Here is a 20,628-nt window from a genome sequence, read left to right as displayed (position 1 = left end):
AGTGAGCAAGACGACAGCCATGGCTGAGGCTCAGAACATTCCGGCGGGTTCGACCACCGCCGGCGCGATCGCGGTGGCCGCCGAGTCCACCGTCGCCACCCGGATGAGTGCGCCCCCGTCCTTCGACGTGGCGGACTTCCCGGTTCCGAACGGCCGCGAGGAGGAGTGGCGGTTCACGCCGCTCGCCCGCCTCAAGGGCCTGCACGACGGCACCGCGGTCGCCAACGGCACCATGAAGGCCCAGATCGACGCGCCCGAGGGCGTCACGGTCGAGTCGGTGGAGCGCGGCGACGCGCGCATCGGCAAGGCCGGCACCCCGGTGGACCGGATCGCCGCCCAGGCGTTCTCCTCGTTCGCCAAGGCCACGGTCGTCACGGTGCCCAAGGAGACGGTCCTCACCGAGCCGGTGCGCGTGTCGCTGCACGGCGAGGGCGGCACCACCTTCGGTCACACCGTCTTCGACGTGCAGGCTTTCGCCGAGGCCGTCATCGTCATCGACCACACCGGTGACGGCGTGCGCGCCGCCAACGTCGACTTCCTGGTCGGCGACGGCGCCAAGCTCACCGTCGTGTCCGTGCAGGACTGGGACGACACCGCCGTCCACTGCTCCCAGCACAACACCCTTGTCGGCCGCGACGCGACCTTCAAGTCGGTCGTGGTCACCTTCGGCGGCGACGTCGTGCGCCTCCACCCGCGCATCAGCTACGCCGGCCCCGGCGGCGAGGCCGAGCTCTTCGGCCTGTACTTCACGGACGCCGGCCAGCACCAGGAGCACCGCCTCCTGGTCACGCACGACGCCCCGCACTGCAAGTCGAACGTGGTCTACAAGGGCGCGCTCCAGGGCCAGGACGCCCACGCGGTCTGGATCGGTGACGTGCTCATCCAGAAGAGCGCCGAGGGCACCGACACCTACGAGATGAACCGCAACCTCGTCCTCACGGACGGCGCGCGGGTCGACTCGGTCCCGAACCTGGAGATCGAGACCGGTGAGATCGTCGGCGCCGGCCACGCCTCCGCGACCGGCCGCTTCGACGACGAGCAGCTCTTCTACCTGCAGGCCCGTGGCATCCCGGCCGACGAGGCCCGCCGCCTGGTCGTCCGCGGCTTCTTCGCGGAGCTCGTCCAGCAGATCGGTGTCGACGACATCGAGGAGCGTCTGCTCGCCAAGATCGAGACCGAGCTCCAGGGTTCCGTCTGATGAATTACGTCAAGGCCTGCGCGCTCAGCGAGCTGGAGGAGAACACCCCGAAGCGGGTGGAACTCGACGGCACGCCGGTGTCCATCGTCTCCACCGAGGGGGAGGTGTTCGCGATCAACGACATCTGCTCGCACGCGAACGTCTCGCTCTCGGAGGGTGAGGTCGAAGACTGCATGATCGAGTGCTGGCTGCACGGGTCGGCCTTCGACCTGCGTACCGGCAAGCCCTCGGGTCTGCCCGCGACGCGCCCCGTACCCGTATACCCCGTAAAGATCGAAGGGGACGACGTGCTCGTCTCCCTCACCCAGGAGTCCTGAGGTATCCATGGCAACGCTTGAAATCCACGACCTGCACGTCTCCGTCGAGGCCGAGAACGGCGCCCGCGAGATCCTCAAGGGCGTCGACCTCACCGTCAAGCAGGGTGAGACGCACGCCATCATGGGTCCGAACGGCTCCGGCAAGTCCACCCTGGCTTACTCGCTCGCCGGTCACCCGAAGTACACCATCACCGGTGGCACCGTGACCCTCGACGGCGAGGACGTCCTGGAGATGTCCGTCGACGAGCGCGCCCGCGCCGGCGTCTTCCTCGCGATGCAGTACCCGGTCGAGGTCCCCGGTGTCTCGGTCTCCAACTTCCTGCGCACCTCGGCCACCGCGATCCGCGGCGAGGCGCCGAAGCTGCGTACCTGGGTGAAGGAGGTCAAGTCCGCGATGGAGCAGCTCCAGATGGACCCGGCCTTCGCCGAGCGCAACGTCAACGAGGGCTTCTCCGGCGGTGAGAAGAAGCGCCACGAGATCCTGCAGCTGGAGCTCCTGAAGCCGAAGATCGCGATCCTCGACGAGACCGACTCCGGTCTCGACGTCGACGCCCTGCGCCAGGTCTCCGAGGGCGTCAACCGCGTCCGCGCGACCGGCGAGGTCGGCACGCTGCTGATCACGCACTACACGCGGATCCTCCGCTACATCAAGCCCGACTTCGTCCACGTCTTCTCCGAGGGCCGCATCGCCGAGTCCGGCGGCGCCGAGCTCGCCGACAAGCTGGAGGCCGAAGGCTACGAGTCCTACAGCACGAAGGGTGGCGCGACCGCGTGACACAGTTGCCTGGCCTCCTCGACATCGAGGCGATCCGAAAGGACTTCCCCCTTCTGGATCGTGTGGTCCACGACGGGAAGAAGATCGTTTACCTGGACAACGCGGCGACCTCGCAGAAGCCGCGCCAGGTGCTCGACGCGCTGAACGAGTACTACGAGCAGCACAACGCCAACGTCCACCGTGGCGTGCACGTGCTCGCCGAGGAGGCCACGGCGCTGTACGAGGGCGCCCGCGACAAGGTCGCCGCCTTCATCAACGCGCCGAGCCGCGACGAGGTGATCTTCACCAAGAACGCCTCGGAGTCGCTCAACCTGGTCGCGAACATGCTCGGCTGGGCGGACGAGCCCTACCGGGTCGACCGCGAGACCGAGATCGCCATCACGGAGATGGAGCACCACTCCAACATCGTGCCGTGGCAGCTGCTGGCGCAGCGCACCGGCGCGAAGCTGAAGTGGTTCGGCCTCACCGACGACGGCCGGCTCGACCTGTCCAACATCGAAGAGGTCATCACGGAGAAGACGAAGATCGTCTCCTTCACGCTGGTCTCCAACATCATGGGCACGGTCAACCCGGTCGAGGCGATCGTCCGGCGCGCCCAGGACGTCGGCGCCCTCGTGCTGATCGACGCCTCCCAGGCCGCCCCGCACATGCCGCTGGACGTGCAGGCGCTCGGCGCCGACTTCGTGGCCTTCACCGGTCACAAGATGTGCGGCCCGACCGGCATCGGCGTCCTCTGGGGCCGCCAGGAGCTCCTGGAGGACCTGCCTCCGTTCCTCGGCGGCGGCGAGATGATCGAGACCGTGTCGATGCACGCCTCGACCTACGCTCCCGCGCCGCACAAGTTCGAGGCCGGTACGCCCCCGATCGCCCAGGCCGTCGGCCTCGGTGCGGCCGTGGACTACCTGACCGCGATCGGCATGGACAAGATCGCCGCGCACGAGCACGCGATCACCGAGTACGCGATCAAGCGCCTCGCGGAGGTGCCCGACCTGCGGATCATCGGCCCCACCACGGCCGAGGACCGCGGCGCCGCGATCTCCTTCGTCCTGGGTGACATCCACCCGCACGACGTCGGCCAGGTACTCGACGAGCAGGGCATCGCGGTCCGCGTGGGACACCACTGCGCGCGCCCCGTCTGCCTGCGCTACGGAATTCCTGCGACGACGCGAGCGTCTTTCTACCTGTACTCCTCTCCGGCCGAGGTCGACGCGCTGATCGACGGGCTGGAGCACGTACGGAACTTCTTCGGCTGACGGACGAGGCGACGAGGACGCAGTGAAGCTGGATTCGATGTACCAGGAACTGATCCTGGACCACTACAAGCACCCGCACGGGCGTGGCCTGCGCGACGGCGACGCCGAGGTGCACCACGTCAATCCGACGTGCGGTGACGAGATCACGCTGCGCGTGAAGTACGACGGCGAGACGCTGACCGACGTCTCCTACGAGGGCCAGGGCTGCTCCATCAGCCAGGCCAGCGCGTCCGTGCTGAACGAGCTGCTCGTGGGCAAGGAACTGGCCGAGGCGCAGAAGATCCAGGCAGTCTTCCTGGAGATGATGCAGTCCAAGGGCAAGATCGAGCCCGACGAGGCCATGGAGGAGGTGCTGGAGGACGCGGTCGCGTTCGTCGGCGTCTCCAAGTACCCGGCTCGTGTGAAGTGTGCTCTGCTGAGCTGGATGGCGTGGAAGGACGCGACCGCCCAGGCTCTGGGCGGCGCGGAGAGGAAGACGGCATGACCGAGAACGCGACGCCCGAGGCGTCGATCAAGCCGGCCACCGAGGAGGAGGTCCGCGAGGCCCTCTACGACGTGGTCGACCCCGAGCTGGGCATCGACGTCGTCAACCTGGGCCTGATCTACGGCATCCACATCGACGACGCGAACATCGCCACCCTCGACATGACGCTGACCTCGGCGGCCTGCCCGCTGACGGACGTCATCGAGGACCAGGCGAAGTCGGCGACGGACGGCATCGTCAGCGAACTCCGGATCAACTGGGTCTGGATGCCGCCGTGGGGCCCGGACAAGATCACGGACGACGGCCGCGAGCAGCTCCGCGCGCTCGGCTTCAACGTCTGAGCGGTGGTGAACGAGGAAGGGCCCCCGGCATCGTGCCGGGGGCCCTTCCTCATGTCCGCAGGGCGGCCCGTCGGGCCGCTCAGTCGTCCTTCGGCCCGTCGGGCAGCGTGTCCGGCTCCGGTTCGGGTCGCGGTTCCGGCCGGTCCGGGTGCGCCACGGTGGGTGCGTCGGCGTCCGTGAGCGTGTGCGCGAGCGTGTCCGCGGGCGGGTCCGAGGGCGGGTCCGCGGGCGGGTCCGAGGGCGGGTCCGAGGGCGTGGGCACGGGTCCGGCGGCGGGGGCCTGATCGGCGAGTTCGGCGAGGAGGGCCTGGGCGAGGTTCTCGCGCCGGATCCGCTGGTCCACGTACAGCAGATTGCTGAACAGCTGGGTGTACCCGATCTGGAACATCTGGCTCACGGCGCCGCCGACCATGATGCACAGGAAGCCGAACACGAGGGCGACGATCATGCCCGTCGACGGGTCGGTCCCCTCGGCCCCCTCGCCCGCCGCGGCCATGAGCGGGACCATCCCGAACATGCCGACGAGCTGGAAGGGCATCTGGATCATGTAGGCGATGCTCATCGCGATCATGCTGCCGACCAGGGTGATGCCGAAGATCCGCCACCAGTCGCCCTTGACCAGCGCGGCCGAGCGGCGCAGTGCGGTGACGGGGCCGGCCTTCTCCATGACCGCCACGGCGGGGGCCAGGCTGAGCCGGGTGCCGAGCCAGACGGATACCGGGATGGCGGGCAGCATGAGCAGGGGCAGGAGGGCCAGGGCCGCGGGTGACGGGTCGTCGCCGGAGACGGAGACGACCATCACCGGAATCCACACCGCCATGGCGGCGAGCACGGGAGCGCCCGCGATCAGCCCCGTGAGCACCAGCGTGCCCAGGACGGAGGGAGTCCGCCGCAGGGCCGTGCGCCACATCGCGCGGAACGTGGCGGGCCGGCCGAGGACCGCCTGCTGGAGGACCGCCGGGCACACGGCGGTGAGCATGGCCATGCTCAGCAGCCCCACGGCGGACAGCAGCACGAACAGCGTGACGCCCGCGACGATGATCGGGGTGAGGTGCTCGGCCGCCGGGTCCTGCCCGAAGGGCGGGTCGAAGACCGGCTCGATGTGGTCGTACACCGCGGCGACGGCGATGCCCGCCAGCAGGGCCATGACCAGCAGGCACAGGCCCAGCACGGCCAGCATCACACCGGCGAGCTGCTTCCAGTAGCGGCCGAAGGTGGCGAAGGAGGCGCTGACGACGTCCCCGAGGCCGAGGGGCTTCAGCGGCACCGTCCCGGGCCGCGGCGGTGGCGGCGGGGCCCATCCTCCCCACTGCGGCGCGCCTCCCGGGCCTCCCGGGCCTCCCGGGCCTCCCGGCCCGGGCGCCCCCGTGGATCCCCACCCTGTGTGCTGCGTCATGCGTGTGCTCCGTCTGTTCGTTCCCCCATCGAACGCACACCGTATCCCAGCATGTCAGGGGCATGGCGACAGTTTCCCCGTCAGCTTGTGTACGTCCGTACGCATTGATGTGTACAGTTGTACGCATGCCCTACGTCATGCTTGCCGCGGCCATCGCCGCCGAGGTCGCCGGAACCACCGCCATGAAGTACAGCGACGGCTTCACGAAGCTGTGGCCTTCGCTGGGCACCCTGCTGGGCTACGTCATCGCCTTCACCCTGCTCGCGCAGACGCTGAAGTCGATGTCGGTCGGCACGGCGTACGCGATATGGGCCGGCGTCGGCACCGCCGCGATCGCCGCCATAGGCATGGTGTTCCTGGGGGAGGCGGCCACCGCCGCCAAGATCGCCGGGATCGCCCTGGTGATCGGCGGCGTGGTCCTGCTGAATCTCGGCGGGGCCCACTGATGACCCCCGGTGTGCGGCGCTACGACCCGGACCGGCGGCAGCGGATCATCGACGCGGCGCTGCGGGTGGTGGGCGAGCGGGGCATCGCGGGGCTGACCCACCGCAGCGCCGCCGCGGAGGCCGACGTACCGCTCGGGTCGACGACGTACCACTTCAAGACGCTGGACGACCTGCTGGTCGCCGCCCTGCGCCAGGCCAACGAGGGCTTCGCGCAGGCGGTGGCCCGCTCGGCCGCACTGGCCGACCCGGACGCGGACCTCGCCGGGGCCCTGGCCGGCCTGCTCGGGGAGTTCCTGGCGGGGGACCGGGGCCGGGTCGAGCTGGAGTACGAGCTCTACCTCGCGGCCCTGCGCCGCCCGGCGCTGAGGCCGGTGGCGGCGCAGTGGTGCGAGGCGGTGTCGGCGGCGCTGATGCCGCGGACCGACCCGGTGACCGCACGGGCGCTGGTGGCGGCCATGGACGGGATCGGCCTGCAGGTCCTGCTGACGGACGCCGCGTACGACGAGGAGTACGCCCGAGAGGTCCTGCGGCGGGTGCTGCGGCCGTCGTAGGGGGTATCCGCAAAGTCCCGCCTGCCCCGCGACGCCTGGCACCGCACCTCATCCCCCGGACTCCGTTCGGGGACCCCCAGATTGTCGGACCGCCCGAGTACGTCCAGTACACGGGCGGCCCTCCGCCTTGCGATGCTTCCCCTCGGCCCTGCGGGCCCGGGAAGACCCCATGGCGCCAGACGCCGCGGGGCCCGCCCTCCGGTCGGTCGGCACTGCTGTGCGGACACCCGCCCCAGGGGCGCCGCTGCCGTGCGGACCGCGCCGCTGGGTTCGCGACGGACCGATGGCCCGACGGCCCGCTGCCCGGCCTGGCCGGCCCGCTCAGCCCGCGGAGCGCACCGCCGCGAGAGCCGTCCGCACGCTCGCCTCGATGTCCTGGATCGGGTAGATCACCTCGCGGACCGTGCGGTCGCGGTCGATGACGAGCGTCAGCCGCTTGATCCGGCTCGTGCCCGCCGCGCGGAACGTCGGCAGGCGCAGCGCGGCCGTCAGCGCCAGATCCGCGTCCGACAGGAGCGGGAACCGCAGTCGTTCCTGCTCCGCGAACTCCCCCTGCTCGTCCGGACGCTGGGTCGACACCCCGTGCACGGTGGCGCCGGCCGCGGTGAACTCCGCGAGCTGGTCGCGGTAGGTGCACGACTCGAACGTGCAGCCCCGGGCGCCCGGGATCCCGGCCCAGCCGGGCGGGTAGGACTCGGCGCGCGCGTACGCGCCCGGGAAGCAGTACAGGACCGTGAACGGGGTGTCTGCCACCGGGTCGCTCAGCTCGCCGAAACGGTCCGGCAGCAGCAGCGGCGGCACCCGCGTGCCGCGCAGCGCGTGCACCCGTTCCGCCTCGCGCGAGGCCTTGTCGGTCGTCGCCGTCATCTCTCCCTCTCCCAGGACCCAGGTGTCTCCCCAGTCCTGGAGGGCCACCAGGACCGGCAGCAGCCCCCGCCCGCGCGGGGTCAGCCGGTACTCGTGCCGCACCGGGCGCTCCTGGTACGGCTCGCGCGACAGCACCCCGGCGTCGACGAGCAGCTTCAGCCGCTCCGCCAGCACCTTGCGGGACACCCCCAACTCGCGCTGGAGCTCGTCGAAGCGGTGCAGACCGCGCGCGGCGTCGCGCACGATCAACAGCGTCCACCAGTCGCCCACCACATCGAGGGCCTGGGCGATGGCGCAGTCCGCGTCGCCGAGGTGTGTGCGCTGGGCCATGGGAACTCCTTCGTCCGTTGACCCAAGGCTGTCATGCTGACATAGTCCGTTCCCAAAGGGAACTTACTAATCGGGCAAGGGGGCACGGGTGTGCTGCAGGGGTTCAAGGCCGTACCGAGGGTTGTGTGGCTGCTGGCTGCGGGGGTCTTCGTCAACACCGTCGCCAGCTTCACCTTCGTCTTCGTCTTCCTCTACCTGACCGGCCCGCGCGGTCTCGACACCACCCAGGCGGGCCTGATCGTCGGCATCGGTGGCATCGGCCTGGTCGCCGGCAACTTCACCGGCGGCTGGTACGGCGACCGCTTCGGCCACCGCCGGGTGCTCCTGGCCGCCTCGGCCCTCGCCGGATCCGCCCTCGTCGCTCTGCCGGTGGTCCCCATCGGCCTGTTGGCCCTCCTTCTGCCGGTCGCCCAGTACGCCTCCGGGGTGATTCGCGCAGCCAATTCCGCGCTGGTCGCCGTCACCGTGCCGGAGGGCTCGCGCCGCCAGGCCTTCGCCGTCACCCGCTGCCTGTCCAACGGCGGCTTCGCGGTGGGCGGACCGGTCGGGGCCCTCATTGCGACCGGACTCTCGTACGACTGGCTCTTCGTCGCGGACGGCCTCGGCACTCTCTGCTTCGCCCTCTGGATTGCCCGGGTCGTCCCGGCCAGGGCCGCCACCGCCCCTTCCGCGGCCCCGGACGGGGGTCTGGGCCGCGGAGGGCTGTGGGCGGAGTTGCGTGCGCGGCCGGCCGTACTGGTCCTGCTCGGTGCGATCGTCGTCATCGACATCGTCTACCGGCAGCACCTCACGACCTTCCCCGTCTACCTCGCCGACCACGGTATGGACACCCGCGCGTACGGCTGGCTCATCGCGGTCAACTGCGGCGTCATCCTGCTCCTGGAGATCCCCGCCGCCCTCGTCCTGCGTCGACGCTCCCCGCTGCACGTCATCGGCAGCGGGCTCGTGCTGGTGGGCGGCGGCTACGCGATGCTGATGCTCGGGGTCGGTACCGCGACGGCCGTCGCGATGATGCTGCTGCTCACCCTCGGCGAGATCCTCTACAAGACCACCGCCACGGCGTACGTCGCGGACGAGTCGCCCGAGCACGCCATCGGCCGGTTCCAGAGCCTGTACGCGGGTGTCTCCATCAGCGGCACCGTGCTCGCCGCGCCCCTCGGGGGAGCCCTGTACGACACCGCGCCGGGGCTGCTGTGGCCGCTGTGCGCGGTACTCGGCGCGGCCGCCGGGGGGATCGTGCTGGTCACGGGTGCGCGGGGGACGCGGCGACCCGCGCGACCGGCACATGAGACCGGTTCGCGACCGAAGGCCGTCGCCGGTTAGGTTTCGGATATGACTGCTACGCGTACCACCGGCGCCGTCGCCGCCGGACTTGCCACCCTCACCGCCGACGGCACCGTCCTCGACACCTGGTTCCCCGCCCCCGAGCTGGTCGCCGAGCCCGGCCCGGCCGGCACCGAGCGCCTCACCGCCGACCAGGCCGTGGAGCTGCTGGGCGCCGCCGCGGCCAAGGCGATCCGCACGGACGCGGTCCGCGGCGTCGAGGTCGTAGCCGTCCGCACGGTCATCTCCTCCCTGGAGGACAAGCCGCTGGACGCGCACGACGCGTACCTGCGCCTGCACCTGCTCAGCCACCGCCTGGTCAAGCCGCACGGCCAGAACCTCGACGGCGTCTTCGGCCTGCTCGCGAACGTCGCCTGGACCTCCCTGGGCCCGGTCGCCGTCGACCAGGTCGAGACCGTCCGCCTCAACGCGCGCGCCGAGGGCCTGCACCTCCAGGTCACCTCGATCGACAAGTTCCCGCGGATGACGGACTACGTCGCCCCCAAGGGCGTGCGCATCGCCGACGCGGACCGCGTCCGCCTCGGCGCGCACCTCGCCGAGGGCACCACCGTCATGCACGAGGGCTTCGTCAACTTCAACGCCGGCACCCTCGGCACCTCCATGGTCGAGGGCCGCATCTCCGCGGGCGTCGTGGTCGGCGACGGCTCCGACATCGGCGGCGGCGCCTCCACCATGGGCACCCTCTCGGGCGGCGGCAAGCAGATCATCTCGATCGGCGAGCGCACCCTGATCGGCGCCGAGGCGGGCGTGGGCATCGCACTGGGCGACGAGTGCGTGGTCGAGGCCGGCCTCTACGTGACCGCGGGCACCCGCGTGACCCTGCCGGACGGCCAGATCGTCAAGGCCCTGGAGCTCTCCGGCGCCAACAACATCCTCTTCCGCCGCAACTCGGTGACCGGCGCCGTCGAGGCCCGCCCGTACAAGGCGGCCTGGGGCGGCCTGAACGAGGTCCTGCACAGCCACAACTGACGCCCCACCGCGTCGAGGAGAGCGCCCTCCCGGTCCCGGAACGGACCGGGAGGGCGCTCGTGCTGATGCTCGTGCTGATGATTGATTTCCCGGGGTGCAACGTTCCGCGTCAGGTGCCTACGGCTGTCCTGTCCGAATAACTCTGGAGTCCAGACGCCGTACGGCTCTCAGCTCGATCCGCTGGGGTGTTCCGCCCGCTATCTCAACGGAGAAGGTGGCTTCAAAGGGAAGCCCCGCTGAGGCGATGGGGTGTGCGAGCAGCTCTGGACCGGCCAGGAGCTGAGCGGCCGCACTGGTGCCGAACCCGAAGCTTCCGGCCAGGATTATGACGTTTCTTTCAGGGTTGAACGGATTGGCTGCCCGAATCAAGATGCCTTGGTCGACGAGGAGTTGATCCGATTCGCCGACCATGCACTGCATGACGTCGCCTGAAGAGGCGTCGTAGATATTTGCGTCGTGGGTTTCGGCCGAGCCGAAGTGGAAGGTGAGCGGTAGCCGCTGCATGACTTCGGCCGTCACCTGATTGGAGTGCGGTCCGCCGACCAGCACGAGGTTGCCGCGACGTTCCAGCCCGGTGAGCTGGTGGCTGGGGGTCAGGGGCAGCTGGTTCATCCCGGCCTTTTGGAGTTGTTGCCGCAGCTCGTTCAGTGCCATCACATCGCCTACGCCGACCAGTCCGGAACGCTCCCAGATGTAATGCTCCTGCTGGATGAAGATCGAGGTGATCACCTTGAGATCGCCCGTGACGAACGGCTTCCAGAAAGCCCGCACGCTCCGGAAGCGCCAAAGGGTTCGCATCCGCTCGTAGGACCTGCCGAAGGTGAAGGCGAGGGCTGTGGCAAGCAGATTCACGGCGAGGTCGTGGAGGCTGCTCATCCAGGGCTACTCCGATCCGGGAGGAGAAGGTGCGAGAGGGGGCACCCTCGGCTCTCCCTCCAAGGGGGCGTGGCCGAGCTCGTCAAGTCCCGGCTCCCGTGGACTGCTTGCAGGTTCGGACACGGAACCCCCATTCCGTCCATGTGAGCCCCACCCCCAGAACTGCAGGACTGGGTTCTTCCCGCCCACCCATTCAGGCCAACGCGCCCTTTGTAACAGATTCGCCACACAGGGTGATGTGCCTCACGCCTGAGGGTCCGTGAAGCGTCCATGGCCTGGCCGGCTCATGACGGTCCCGGAGCCGTCGCTGCGCTGCCTGCCTGCGCGTGACCGTCGCTCCCCGTGGTCTCCCGCTCGATCGGGCACGGAAGGGGCCCGCCTCGCCGGCTGCGGATCGGCGCCCGGCTCGCCGTGAGGTCCCCGCACTCGAACAGCACGGTTCCGCGGCCGTGAGCCTCAGCCGCCCCCGGGCAGCCGCCCGGGGGCCGCCTCGTCGTCCGCCAGGGCCTGACAGCCGCGCGGGGCCGACGGTCGGGTCGGATCAGGTCAGGGAGATCGTGCGGATCAGGCCCGCGAAGGCCTGCTTCTCCGCCTCGGTCAGCTCCACCGACTCCATCGGGTGCGCCGCGGAGCCGCGCTGGGCCGGGATCACCGGCAGGCCCTCGGCGGCGGCGGGATCCGGGTGGGCGAAGCGGCTCTCCTCCCGCACGTGGCGGAGGCCGGTGAACCAGACGAACGCGGCCACGAGCAGGACGGCGAGGCCGATTTCCTGAGCGAGGGAGATGGAGGGGAGCACGAGGATCCTCCGGGAGTGCGGTCGGTACGAGCCGGTAACAAGATCGAGCGTGGAAATACTCAACCACCCAACCGGGCGATTCGGTAGGGATGTGTCGAGCGTCACGCCAGGGCCGAAAGTCCCTACCTTGTCCGAGAAGGCCCAGTTACGGCTCCAGGTGCAGCTTGAAGCCCTCGTGGCTGCGCGCGAAGCCCAGTCGCTCGTAGAAGCGGTGCGCGGCCGTGCGCCGCTTGCTGCTGGTCAGCTGGACCAGGCCGCAGCCGCGCTCGCGGGCCCGCTCGGCCGCGAGCCGCATCAGTTCGGCGCCGAGCCCCGAGCCCCGCCGGTCCGCACGGATCCGTACCGCTTCCACCAGCGCCCGTTCCTGCCCGTTCTGGCCCAGGCCCGGGATGTACGTGAGCTGGAGACAGCCGAGGACCCCCTCGCCGGTCCCGCCCGCCCCGTCCGTGAGGACCAGCATCTCGTTGCGCGGGTCCGCCTCGATCGCGGCGAAGGCCCGCTCGTGCGCCTCGCCGATCACGACCTGCGCCGGGTCGACGACCGAGTCCTCGTCGGCGAGCAGGGCGAGCACGGCGGGCAGGTCCTGGCGGGTGGCCTCACGGAAGATCATGGCGGGATTGTGGCAGGGGGCCCGGCCGCGACGGCGACCGGACCCCCTTCGGCTGCGGGCCCCGAGAGGCTACGGGCGGAAGCGCAGCACCTGCGGGTCGTGGTCGCTGTTCTGCGCCGAGAACTCCGCGTTGATGTGCACGCTGTCGTACGTGAACTTCTTGATCGCCGGGCTGGTCAGGATCTGGTCCAGCACCTGCGCGTTGCCCTGGTAGACGTACGAGTAACGCTCCGCCTTCGGCAGCGACTTGATCGCCGGGTACAGCGCCCCGCCGTCCGCCAGCGCGTCCGTCGTCGCCGAGAACTCGAAGTCGTTGATGTCACCGAGGACCAGGACGTTGGCGTTCTTCTCCTCCGCCAGGAGCTGCTTCACGAAGCCGTTCACGGCCTGCGCCTGGAGCAGTCGCTTGGCCTCCGAGGAGCGGACCGGCGGCTGGTGGTGCGAGGTCAGGCCCTCGTCGCCGCCCTTGGAGCCGAAGTGGTTGGCGATCACGAAGACCGTCTTGCCGCGGAAGACGAACTCGCCGGCCAGCGGCTTGCGGCTGTCCGCCCACGCCGGGTTGGCGGGGTCGATGCGGCCGGGGGAGTGGGTCAGGGCGGCCTTGCCGTTCACCTTGGTCACACCGGTCGCGGTCACCGCGTCACCCGGGGCGCGCTCGGTGAAGGAGACCCGCGCGGGGTTGAAGAGGAACACCTGGCGGATGTTGCCGCCGGGCTCGCCGCCGTCCTTCTTGTCCTCCGGGTTGACGGTCCGCCACTGGTAGGCCGGGCCGCCGGCGGCCGAGATCGCCGCGGTGAACTTGGCGAGGGTCTGCTCGGCCGAGACGGTGCCGTCGTTCTTGGCGCCGTTGTCGTCCTGGATCTCCTCCAGGGCGAGGACGTCGGGCGAGGCCAGGTTCTCGACGACCGCCTTCGCCAGCGCGTCGAACTTCTCCTGGGGGTCGGTCGGGTCGAGGTTCTCGACGTTGTACGTCGCCACCGCGAGCTCCTGCTCGGCCTGCGGCTTGGTCTTCTCGGGGGCGAGGATGCCCGCCTTGACGGTGCCGAGGGTGCGGGCCACCAGCGTGTAGCCGCCGAACTGGTTGAAGTCCAGCGGGCCTTCGGTGGTGCCGGTCAGCCGGTCGCCGACGTTGGCCACCGGGAAGGGCTGCTGCGAGATGGGCGCGAGCTGCTGGATCTGCAGGCGGCCGGTGTTCTGGGACTCGTACGAGCCGTAGATGGTGCCACCGCGCTTGGCGGTGTTCTCCCAGCCCTTCACAGTGACCCACAGCTCCGAGTACGGGTCGGTGGCGCCGACCACGCGGGAGGTGCCGATCTTGACGTTCATGCCTTCCAGCGACTCGTAGCGGTCGAGGGCGTAGCGCGAGGGCTCCAGGGTCAGGCCGTTGATGCTGCCGCCGGCGGCCGGGTCGCCGGCCGGGGCGTACTCGGCGGGCACCGAGTACTCGTTGATCGCGGTGGCCTCGGGCAGCGCGTTGCCGGAGGAGACCACGGTCACCGTCGGCTTGGAGATCTGGGTCACCGACTGGTTGCCGGAGTTCACGCCGCCGGGGATGTACTCGCCGACGGTGCCGGAGACCTTGACCGCGTCGCCCGCGGCGACGGTCGGGACGGCGTTGGTGAAGACGAAGATGCCCTCACTGGTGGCGTCGTTGTCGTCGGCGTTCGGGTCCTGGATCCAGAAGCCGCGCGAGCCGTACGTACGCACGCCCGTCACGATGCCCTCGACGTCCGCGACCTGCTTGCCGTTGAGCGGGGATATCCGGGTGGTGCCCTGAATGTCGTGGATGCGTATCGGATCGGCGGACACGGCGCCTTCGGCCGCGTCGGCGGAGCCCGCGAGCAGGCCGGTGGCCAGTGCGGTGGCGACGAGGGCCGCGACGGCGGCGGAACGGGGATGCGAGGAGCGCATGGGCAGGAACTCCGGTGTGGGAGAGGGAAAAGGTGGGGGGTGCGGCAGTGAGATCTGCGGGAGGCATGCCGCTCCCTGTACATCTACGCGCGTCAATTTCCTGTGTGGCCAGCAAAGTTGTCAAGCCCTCCAGGGAATACGGCAGCTGACTGTGGGATGAACCAAAGGGGATGGCCCGCCGGACGCGCCCGAAATGCGTCTACGCTGGAGCGCCGCACGAAGGCCACGCCTGTCATCTGCGCCACATCCGCATGCCCGCACTGCCCGTCATGTCGGCCATGTCATCGAAATCCGGGCGCACATGACGGTCCGGCCGACAATGCGGCCCGTGTCACCAACGCCACACCCCGTCGTACCCCGCCCCACCGCGTCCGCGAGGAGAACCGCCCCATGTCCGCAGACTCGCACCCCACGCTGCCGCCCGTACGGCTGCACTCCGACGCGGAGCTGGCCCGCGACGCCCTCGGCGCCCCGCTGTTCGCGCGCGCCGTACGGCTCGCCCGCTGGGCCGGACCCGACACCCGCGTCGGCGTCGGTGGCGAGCTCGCCGCCGCCCAGCTGCCCGAGGCCGCCGCGCTGCTCGGCCTCGACGCCGCCGACGCGGACTCCGTCGGGTACGCGAGCCAGGCCTGGCGCGTGGCCGTGGACACCGGCCTCGTCGACGTGACCGAGCCGGAGGACGACGGCGGGGAGGGCGGCGGCGGGGAGGACGACGGCGGGGAGGGCGGCGGTGTGCAGGGAGAGGAGGAGCGCTTCGGCACGGCCGCGCCCGGCGAGGACCTCGCGCTGGTGACGGGCGGCGCGCCCGGCGACGTACTCGACCTCTGGCTGGCGGCGCTGGACACGGTGATCGCCGACACGGCGGTGCCCGACCTGGACGACCTCGTCGACGCGCTGGACGCGGGCGGCGAGATCGACTTCGACCGGCTGGACTGGAACCCGGGGCGCGAGGCGGACTTCCTCGACGGGGTCCTCGCCAACCTCTACCTGCTCACCGTCACCGAGGGCGGGGCCGCGGACGAGCCGGTTCCGCTGCCGGTGCTCGCCGCGTCGATGGTCGTGCCCGACGACATGGGCGAGCCGACCGATGCCGTGCTGGAACAGGTCTCGGACGCGATGATGCGCCTCGACGACCAGTTCCGGCAGCTGGAGCCGATCGGGCTGGTGGAGTTCCGGCCCGTCGACGAGGAGCTGATGGCGGAGGCCGACGGCCCCCGGGAACCGGGGACCGCGAACGCCGCGGACGACGAGGACGTCTCCCGCTACGGGATGGTCCGCCTGACCCCCCTCGGCCTGTACGGGATCCGGGCCCGGATGCTGGAGGCCGGGATCGATGCCCCCGCCGTCGGTGAGCTGGCCGAGAAGGGCGCCGACGCCCTCCTCGACGCGGTCTCCTTCTACTCCGAGAACGCCGCCCAAGCCGAGATCGAGCAGTGGCTGGCCGGCCGGGAACCGTCCGCCGCGGCCGCCGAGCTGCTGGCCGCCGCCCGCGGGGACGACGAGGGCGGCCCGCTGCGCCGGCTCCGGTGCCAGCAGGCCCTGGCACCGGCCGGGCCGGAGGCCGAGCCCGCGGTCCGCTCGGTGCTGGACGACCCGGAGCTCGGCGGGCTCGCCCGGGTCTGGCTGGCGGAGCGCGGGGTGAGCGACGTACCGGCGCCGGACCCGGAGATGGTGTTCTGGCTGACGGTGGACACGATCGCGGCGCAGCTCGCCGCCGACGGGGAGACGGAGGAGCTGCCGCTCCTGATGGAAACCCTGACCGCCCATCACGCGGGCTTCTTCGAGCAGGTGTGGCGGGTGGAGCACCCGGCGACGGCGTACGTCCTGGAGGCGATGGGCCGGCTGCACCCGGACAGGAAGGCGGCCAAGGAGGCCCGCAAGGCCGCGTTCAAGGCCCGCTCCCGCCGCCCGGCCTGATCCAGAGCCCGCAGGTCGTCGCTGCCGGATCTCGCCCGGCCCACACCGCCCGACAAGGTCCGGCAGGGACGACTCAGACCGTTGTGTGCCACCCGCCGCCCGCAACGCCCCACCCGGTGAGTTCGGGTTTGACCGGAGGGAGCGCCCAGGGATCCAGGGTTCCGTCGCAGAGCTCCGCCAGGAACTGGACCATTCCGCCCTCGTAGTGCCACCAGGCGCTGTTGCGGGAGCCGATGGTGACGGGCCAATGGTCCGGATCGTCCCCGAGCACACTCCAGAAGAAATCGTCGCCCTCCTTCGAGTCCCCCCAGAGCATCAGGACCGTCGAGGCGAGCTCGGCGGGACGCAGCTCGGGGCCCTCTCCTTCGAGTTCCCTGGCCCACCCCCTGGCCCGCCTGCCTTCCTCTCCTGGCAAAGGGGCGGAGAGGCCCAGGAAGTCATCCAGTTCGAATGCCGGATACCACTCGGTGAGCGCCTTGAAGTCGGACGGCAGAGCCGTTCCGATCGTTTCCTCGACCGCATGCCAGTCGAAAACGGCCCGTTCCCTCCGACGGAGCTCCACCAGCCCGGGCACCACGCGCTCCAAGGCGGCGATCGCCTCGTCGGGGTCAAGGATGCGGCGTACCGGCTTCTGGGTTCCTATGAGTTCTTCCACGGGCGCAGCCTGTCAGAACCCGTGGCCCCCGAACGCAGACCGAGTGGGGTGCTGGGGTCGGGTGCCCGGAAGGTGCCCGGGAAGGGCGGCGACAATGCGCCGTTCCTGCGGCCGGAGTTGGCCATTCCGAGGCTGGGCAAGGGGTCGGTTCCTCGTGGCGGGTAGTTCAGCCGCCGTTCACGTGCGGGCGGGAGCGTGTGCGCCGACGACCGCACGACAGGCGCACCACCTCCCCACCCCTGGAGACCCGATGCCGCTCAGCCGTAGAGACTTCACCGCTCGTACCGTCATCGCCGGAGCGGGAGTCGCGCTCACCGGGACGGTCGGCGCCCTCGCCACCGCCCCCGGGGCGCTCGCCGCCGAGGACACCACCGAACGCGACGAGCACGGGCGGCCCTGCGAGCCCGGCTACGGCCCGCTCGTCCCCGACCCGGCCGGACTGCTGGCGCTGCCCGCCGGGTTCACGTACCGCGTCATCACGCACAGCGGGGTCACCAAGCTGGACTCCGGCGAGACCACCCCGTCCAACCACGACGGGACCGCCGCCTTCGAGGGCCACCGCGGGGTCACCCTCCTCGTCAACAACCACGAGCTCAAGGGCAAGCGGGAGAACTGGGCCCACCCCGTCCCGCTCACCGAGGGCCTCGTCTACGACCCGGCCGCGGCCGGCGGGTGCACGGTCGTCGAGGTCCGGCGCGGCGGCGAGGTCGCCGAATGGGTGGGCATCGCCGGTACGTCGACCAACTGCGCGGGCGGCGCCACCCCCTGGGGCACCTGGCTGACCTGCGAGGAGAACTCGGACCTGGCCGGCAAGAACGGCATGACGAAGGACCACGGCTACGTCTTCGAGGTCGACCCGCACGACCGGCGCGCCAACCGTGACCCGCAGCCGGTCAAGGCCTTCGGGCGCTATGACCACGAGGCCGTGGTCATCGACCCGCGCCAGGGCCACGCCTACCTGACCGAGGACGCCTCCGGCCCCAACGGGCTGCTCTACCGCTGGACCCCGCCCCGCGGCTTCCACCACGGGCGCGGCAGGCTCCGTACGCTCGCGGCCGACGCCGGTGTGCTCCAGGCCGCCAAGTGCATCGACAGCTCGGGCCGGTTCGTCGACGACTTCTCGCGCGCCACGAAGATCGGCACCGTGTACGGGGTGGACTGGGTGGACGTGCCCGACCGCGATGCCCGGACCGTACCGGTGCGCAAGCAGTTCGCGGACGGTGTGGTGACGCGCGGACGCAAGCTGGAGGGCATGTGGTGGGCGGACGGCGGCGCGTACTTCGTCTCGTCCTACGCCCGTGCGGAGAGCCCGGGCGCGGCCCATGACGGCCAGGTCTGGTTCTACGACCCCAAGCGGCGCACCGTCCGGCTCACCGTCCTCATCGGGATCAACGCGGACCCGTCGGCCGACGGCGGCTACGACGGCCCCGACAACATCACCGTGTCCCCGTACGGCGGCCTGATCATCGCGGAGGACGGCTCGGGGCTGCAGCACCTGTTCGGCGCGACCGAGTCGGGACGCACCTACCCGCTGGCGCGCAACGAGCTGAACAACGGGTCGGCCGAGGCACCGGAGTACTCCGAATTCACCGGTGTCTGCTTCTCCCCGGACGGGCGCACGCTGTACGCCAACATCCAGGACCCGGGCATCATGCTGGCCATCACCGGGCCGTGGCGGCGCGGGCACTGACCGTCGGCACCGCCGCGGCGCACGTGCCGCCTACAGGGCCGGGGAAACCTCCGCGCGCGAGGCCTCGGCCCACTCGGCCAGCAGGAACTCATACGCCTCCGAAGGCCACTCGCCGTCCACCCGGGTCTCGACAAGGTGCCGTATCGCCTCGTTCGCCTCGGCGGCGGACGGGCGGGCGGGCCCCGCGGGGGTGAGTGTCTCGTGCATGGTTTCAAGGCTACGGGCGGGCACTGACAGCCACCTACGGATTACGCGTGGCATCCATCACCCGGAACGCGCACCGGTGGCCGCATGTGCCCGCCCACCTGCTCAGAGTGCCTGCGCGGCGGGCTTGACCATGCCGCGCACTGTGCGCGACTTCACAAAGTCGCCCATGGCGGTCATCTCCCACTCGCCGGAGAACTGCTTGATCAGCTTGGCCATCATCACGCCGGTCTGGGGCTCGGCGCTCGTGAGGTCGAAGCGCACCAGCTCCTCGCCGCTCGCCGCGTCGATGAGACGGCAGTAGGCCTTGGCCACCTCGGTGAACTTCTGGCCGGAGAAGGAATTGACCGTGAACACCAGGCCGGTGGCCTCGGCGGGGATCCGGCCGAGGTCCACGACGATCACCTCGTCGTCGCCCGCTCCCTCGCCGGTGAGATTGTCACCCGAGTGCTTGATGGCACCGCCGAGGATGGACAGCTTGCCGAAGTAGCAGCTGTCGATGTGGTTGCGCTGGGGGCCGTACGCGATGACGGAGGCGTCGAGGTCGATGTCCTTGCCGCGGAAGGCGGGCTCCCAGCCCAGCCCCATCTTGACCTGGGAGAGCAGCGGGCGGCCGCCCTTGACGAGGGAGACGGTCTGGTTCTTCTGGAGGCTGACCCGGCCCTTGTCGAGGTTGATCTTCCCGGAGCCGGGCGCGGGGGCCGCGGGTGCGGGCGGCGCGACGGGGGCGGGAGCCGCGGGCGTGGTGGGGCCGCCGAGCCAGGGGGAGGCCGGGTAGGAGGCCGGCGGGGCCGGGGGCGCGGGGGGCGCCGGGGGCGCGGGCGGGGTCACGGCCTGGGGCGCCGCGGGCTCCTCGTCCACGGAGACCCCGAAGTCGGTGGCGATGCCCGCGAGGCCATTGGCGTACCCCTGGCCGACGGCGCGCACCTTCCACACGCCGCCGCGCTGGTAGACCTCGACGACGACCAGCGCGGTCTCGGTGCCCAGCCGCGGCGGGGTGAAGGACGCGATCAGCGCGCCGCCGTCGGCATTGCGCACGGTGCCGGTGGGCTCGATGCCCTGGAAGGACTGCCCGGCGGCGTCGGGGCTGGCGGTGACCACGATCCGCTCGATGCCCGGGGGCAGCGCGGCCGTGTCCACGGTGATCGAGTCCGGTGCCGTACCCCCGCCGGACCGGTAGCTGACACCGGGACCCGAGGGCTGGTTGAAGAAGATGAAGTCGGCGTCGGAGCGCACCTTGCCGTCCGCCGTCAGGAGCAGGGCCGATACGTCGAGCCGTACCGGCGCAGCCACGTCGACCGTCACGCGGACGGCGTTGAGCGGCAGGTTGGATCCAGGGGTCATAGCGGTCATGCCCGGAGAACGACCGGAGGTGCTTTGCCGTTCCCTTACCCTCGCGGGATATTTCGGGGCGTTCGGGATGTCAGCGCTGATTGCGCGGGTGAGCGCGCGCGACGCGCTCGTTGCCGAACTTGTACGAGCCGGTCCAGCGGGCCATCACGAGCTGCGCGTCGCCGGATTCCACCTCGGCCAGGAACTTCTCGGCGCGGCTCCCGCGCAGGGTGGCCGCGGTGCGGCCCCGGTGGGTGATGACGACGGAGTCGTCCCGGTGGCGTTCGTAGGTGAACCCGTGCGGCTTCGGCATGCGGCGCAGCCTGCCGCGACGGACTCGGGGCGGGCAACGGGATTTCCGGTGTC

General features: G+C 70.8%; 22 protein-coding genes. 12 read left to right on the top strand and 10 right to left on the bottom strand.

The window, feature by feature from the left end; genetic code table 11:
- The first annotated feature begins 19 nt into the window (after nt 1-19).
- From sufD to JYK04_RS12695, 6 genes are read left to right on the top strand one after another with little or no spacing between them, the layout of a single operon-like run.
- Nucleotides 20-1,198 carry a Fe-S cluster assembly protein SufD gene (gene sufD, locus JYK04_RS12720; protein ID WP_189735903.1) on the top strand — a complete coding sequence of 393 codons (1,179 nt, stop codon included), beginning with the start codon at nt 20-22 and terminating at the stop codon, nt 1,196-1,198.
- Complete coding sequence (locus tag JYK04_RS12715) at nt 1,198-1,515, top strand: bifunctional 3-phenylpropionate/cinnamic acid dioxygenase ferredoxin subunit (RefSeq protein WP_030009135.1); 318 nt, start codon at nt 1,198-1,200, stop codon at nt 1,513-1,515. The genes sufD and JYK04_RS12715 overlap by 1 nt, the downstream gene beginning before the upstream one ends.
- Before the next feature lie 7 nt (nt 1,516-1,522).
- On the top strand, nt 1,523-2,290 hold the full coding sequence (gene sufC / locus JYK04_RS12710; protein WP_030720347.1) for a Fe-S cluster assembly ATPase SufC: 768 nt from the start codon (nt 1,523-1,525) through the stop codon (nt 2,288-2,290).
- Nucleotides 2,287-3,543, top strand: coding sequence for a cysteine desulfurase (locus JYK04_RS12705; protein WP_189735901.1), 1,257 nt, complete (start codon nt 2,287-2,289; stop codon nt 3,541-3,543). Before sufC ends, JYK04_RS12705 begins: the two co-directional genes overlap by 4 nt.
- Before the next feature lie 22 nt (nt 3,544-3,565).
- The gene (gene sufU, locus JYK04_RS12700; protein WP_030009138.1) at nt 3,566-4,027 is read left to right on the top strand and encodes a Fe-S cluster assembly sulfur transfer protein SufU; all 462 of its coding nucleotides are present in this window, start codon (nt 3,566-3,568) and stop codon (nt 4,025-4,027) included.
- Nucleotides 4,024-4,368, top strand: coding sequence for a metal-sulfur cluster assembly factor (locus tag JYK04_RS12695; protein WP_030009139.1), 345 nt, complete (start codon nt 4,024-4,026; stop codon nt 4,366-4,368). The genes sufU and JYK04_RS12695 overlap by 4 nt, the downstream gene beginning before the upstream one ends.
- Nucleotides 4,369-4,447: 79 nt before the next feature.
- Here the strand turns inward: JYK04_RS12695 and JYK04_RS12690 are convergent, their stop codons facing one another.
- A complete protein-coding gene (locus JYK04_RS12690) occupies nt 4,448-5,635 on the bottom strand; it encodes a hypothetical protein (protein ID WP_189735899.1) in 1,188 nt (395 codons plus the stop codon).
- A gap of 254 nt (nt 5,636-5,889) precedes the next feature.
- On the opposite strand from JYK04_RS12690, the gene JYK04_RS12685 reads away from it, so the two are divergent.
- Nucleotides 5,890-6,210, top strand: coding sequence for a DMT family transporter (locus JYK04_RS12685; RefSeq protein ID WP_189735897.1), 321 nt, complete (start codon nt 5,890-5,892; stop codon nt 6,208-6,210).
- Nucleotides 6,210-6,761 carry a TetR/AcrR family transcriptional regulator gene (locus JYK04_RS12680; protein ID WP_189735895.1) on the top strand — a complete coding sequence of 184 codons (552 nt, stop codon included), beginning with the start codon at nt 6,210-6,212 and terminating at the stop codon, nt 6,759-6,761. The genes JYK04_RS12685 and JYK04_RS12680 overlap by 1 nt, the downstream gene beginning before the upstream one ends.
- Before the next feature lie 321 nt (nt 6,762-7,082).
- Here JYK04_RS12680 and JYK04_RS12675 read toward each other — a convergent pair whose 3' ends face one another.
- Nucleotides 7,083-7,958: a winged helix-turn-helix transcriptional regulator gene (locus JYK04_RS12675; RefSeq protein WP_189735893.1), complete on the bottom strand. Its 876-nt coding sequence runs from the start codon at nt 7,956-7,958 to the stop codon at nt 7,083-7,085.
- A 93-nt stretch (nt 7,959-8,051) separates the two neighbouring features.
- Here JYK04_RS12675 and JYK04_RS12670 point away from each other — a divergent pair, with 93 nt between their 5' ends.
- The gene (locus JYK04_RS12670; protein ID WP_189736562.1) at nt 8,052-9,281 is read left to right on the top strand and encodes an MFS transporter; all 1,230 of its coding nucleotides are present in this window, start codon (nt 8,052-8,054) and stop codon (nt 9,279-9,281) included.
- A 9-nt stretch (nt 9,282-9,290) separates the two neighbouring features.
- A complete protein-coding gene (dapD, locus tag JYK04_RS12665) occupies nt 9,291-10,271 on the top strand; it encodes a 2,3,4,5-tetrahydropyridine-2,6-dicarboxylate N-succinyltransferase (RefSeq protein ID WP_189735891.1) in 981 nt (326 codons plus the stop codon).
- 117 nt (nt 10,272-10,388) lie between these two features.
- On the opposite strand, the gene JYK04_RS12660 is transcribed toward dapD, so the two are convergent.
- The 4 genes from JYK04_RS12660 to JYK04_RS12645 form a co-directional block, all read right to left on the bottom strand.
- On the bottom strand, nt 10,389-11,147 hold the full coding sequence (locus JYK04_RS12660) for a hypothetical protein (RefSeq protein WP_189735889.1): 759 nt from the start codon (nt 11,145-11,147) through the stop codon (nt 10,389-10,391).
- A gap of 541 nt (nt 11,148-11,688) precedes the next feature.
- Nucleotides 11,689-11,943, bottom strand: a complete 255-nt coding sequence (locus JYK04_RS12655; protein ID WP_189735887.1) for a hypothetical protein — start codon at nt 11,941-11,943, stop codon at nt 11,689-11,691.
- 145 nt (nt 11,944-12,088) lie between these two features.
- Nucleotides 12,089-12,553 carry a GNAT family N-acetyltransferase gene (locus JYK04_RS12650; protein WP_189735886.1) on the bottom strand — a complete coding sequence of 155 codons (465 nt, stop codon included), beginning with the start codon at nt 12,551-12,553 and terminating at the stop codon, nt 12,089-12,091.
- 69 nt (nt 12,554-12,622) lie between these two features.
- Nucleotides 12,623-14,464, bottom strand: coding sequence for an endonuclease/exonuclease/phosphatase family protein (locus JYK04_RS12645; protein ID WP_189735884.1), 1,842 nt, complete (start codon nt 14,462-14,464; stop codon nt 12,623-12,625).
- A 390-nt stretch (nt 14,465-14,854) separates the two neighbouring features.
- On the opposite strand from JYK04_RS12645, the gene JYK04_RS12640 reads away from it, so the two are divergent.
- A complete protein-coding gene (locus tag JYK04_RS12640) occupies nt 14,855-16,381 on the top strand; it encodes a hypothetical protein (RefSeq protein WP_189735882.1) in 1,527 nt (508 codons plus the stop codon).
- Nucleotides 16,382-16,454: 73 nt separating this feature from the next.
- Here JYK04_RS12640 and JYK04_RS12635 read toward each other — a convergent pair whose 3' ends face one another.
- Entirely contained in the window at nt 16,455-17,036 is a 582-nt protein-coding gene (locus JYK04_RS12635) for a hypothetical protein (protein ID WP_229875136.1), read from the bottom strand.
- A 250-nt stretch (nt 17,037-17,286) separates the two neighbouring features.
- Between JYK04_RS12635 and JYK04_RS12630 the strand changes: the two genes are divergently transcribed.
- Nucleotides 17,287-18,726: an alkaline phosphatase PhoX gene (locus JYK04_RS12630; protein ID WP_189735880.1), complete on the top strand. Its 1,440-nt coding sequence runs from the start codon at nt 17,287-17,289 to the stop codon at nt 18,724-18,726.
- 30 nt (nt 18,727-18,756) lie between these two features.
- On the opposite strand, the gene JYK04_RS12625 is transcribed toward JYK04_RS12630, so the two are convergent.
- From JYK04_RS12625 to JYK04_RS12615, 3 genes are all read right to left on the bottom strand, one after another.
- A complete protein-coding gene (locus JYK04_RS12625) occupies nt 18,757-18,933 on the bottom strand; it encodes a hypothetical protein (protein WP_189735878.1) in 177 nt (58 codons plus the stop codon).
- Between the two features lie 102 nt (nt 18,934-19,035).
- Nucleotides 19,036-20,283, bottom strand: a complete 1,248-nt coding sequence (locus JYK04_RS12620) for a TerD family protein (RefSeq protein ID WP_189735876.1) — start codon at nt 20,281-20,283, stop codon at nt 19,036-19,038.
- Nucleotides 20,284-20,353: 70 nt separating this feature from the next.
- Nucleotides 20,354-20,575 carry a hypothetical protein gene (locus tag JYK04_RS12615; protein WP_189735874.1) on the bottom strand — a complete coding sequence of 74 codons (222 nt, stop codon included), beginning with the start codon at nt 20,573-20,575 and terminating at the stop codon, nt 20,354-20,356.
- Between the last annotated feature and the right edge of the window lie 53 nt (nt 20,576-20,628).

The sequence above is a fragment of the Streptomyces nojiriensis genome (assembly GCF_017639205.1).
In the GTDB taxonomy this organism is placed as follows: Bacteria; Actinomycetota; Actinomycetes; order Streptomycetales; family Streptomycetaceae; genus Streptomyces; species Streptomyces nojiriensis.
Note: the sequence above shows the minus strand (reverse complement) of the source record. Positions and strands in the feature narration are given on the sequence as shown.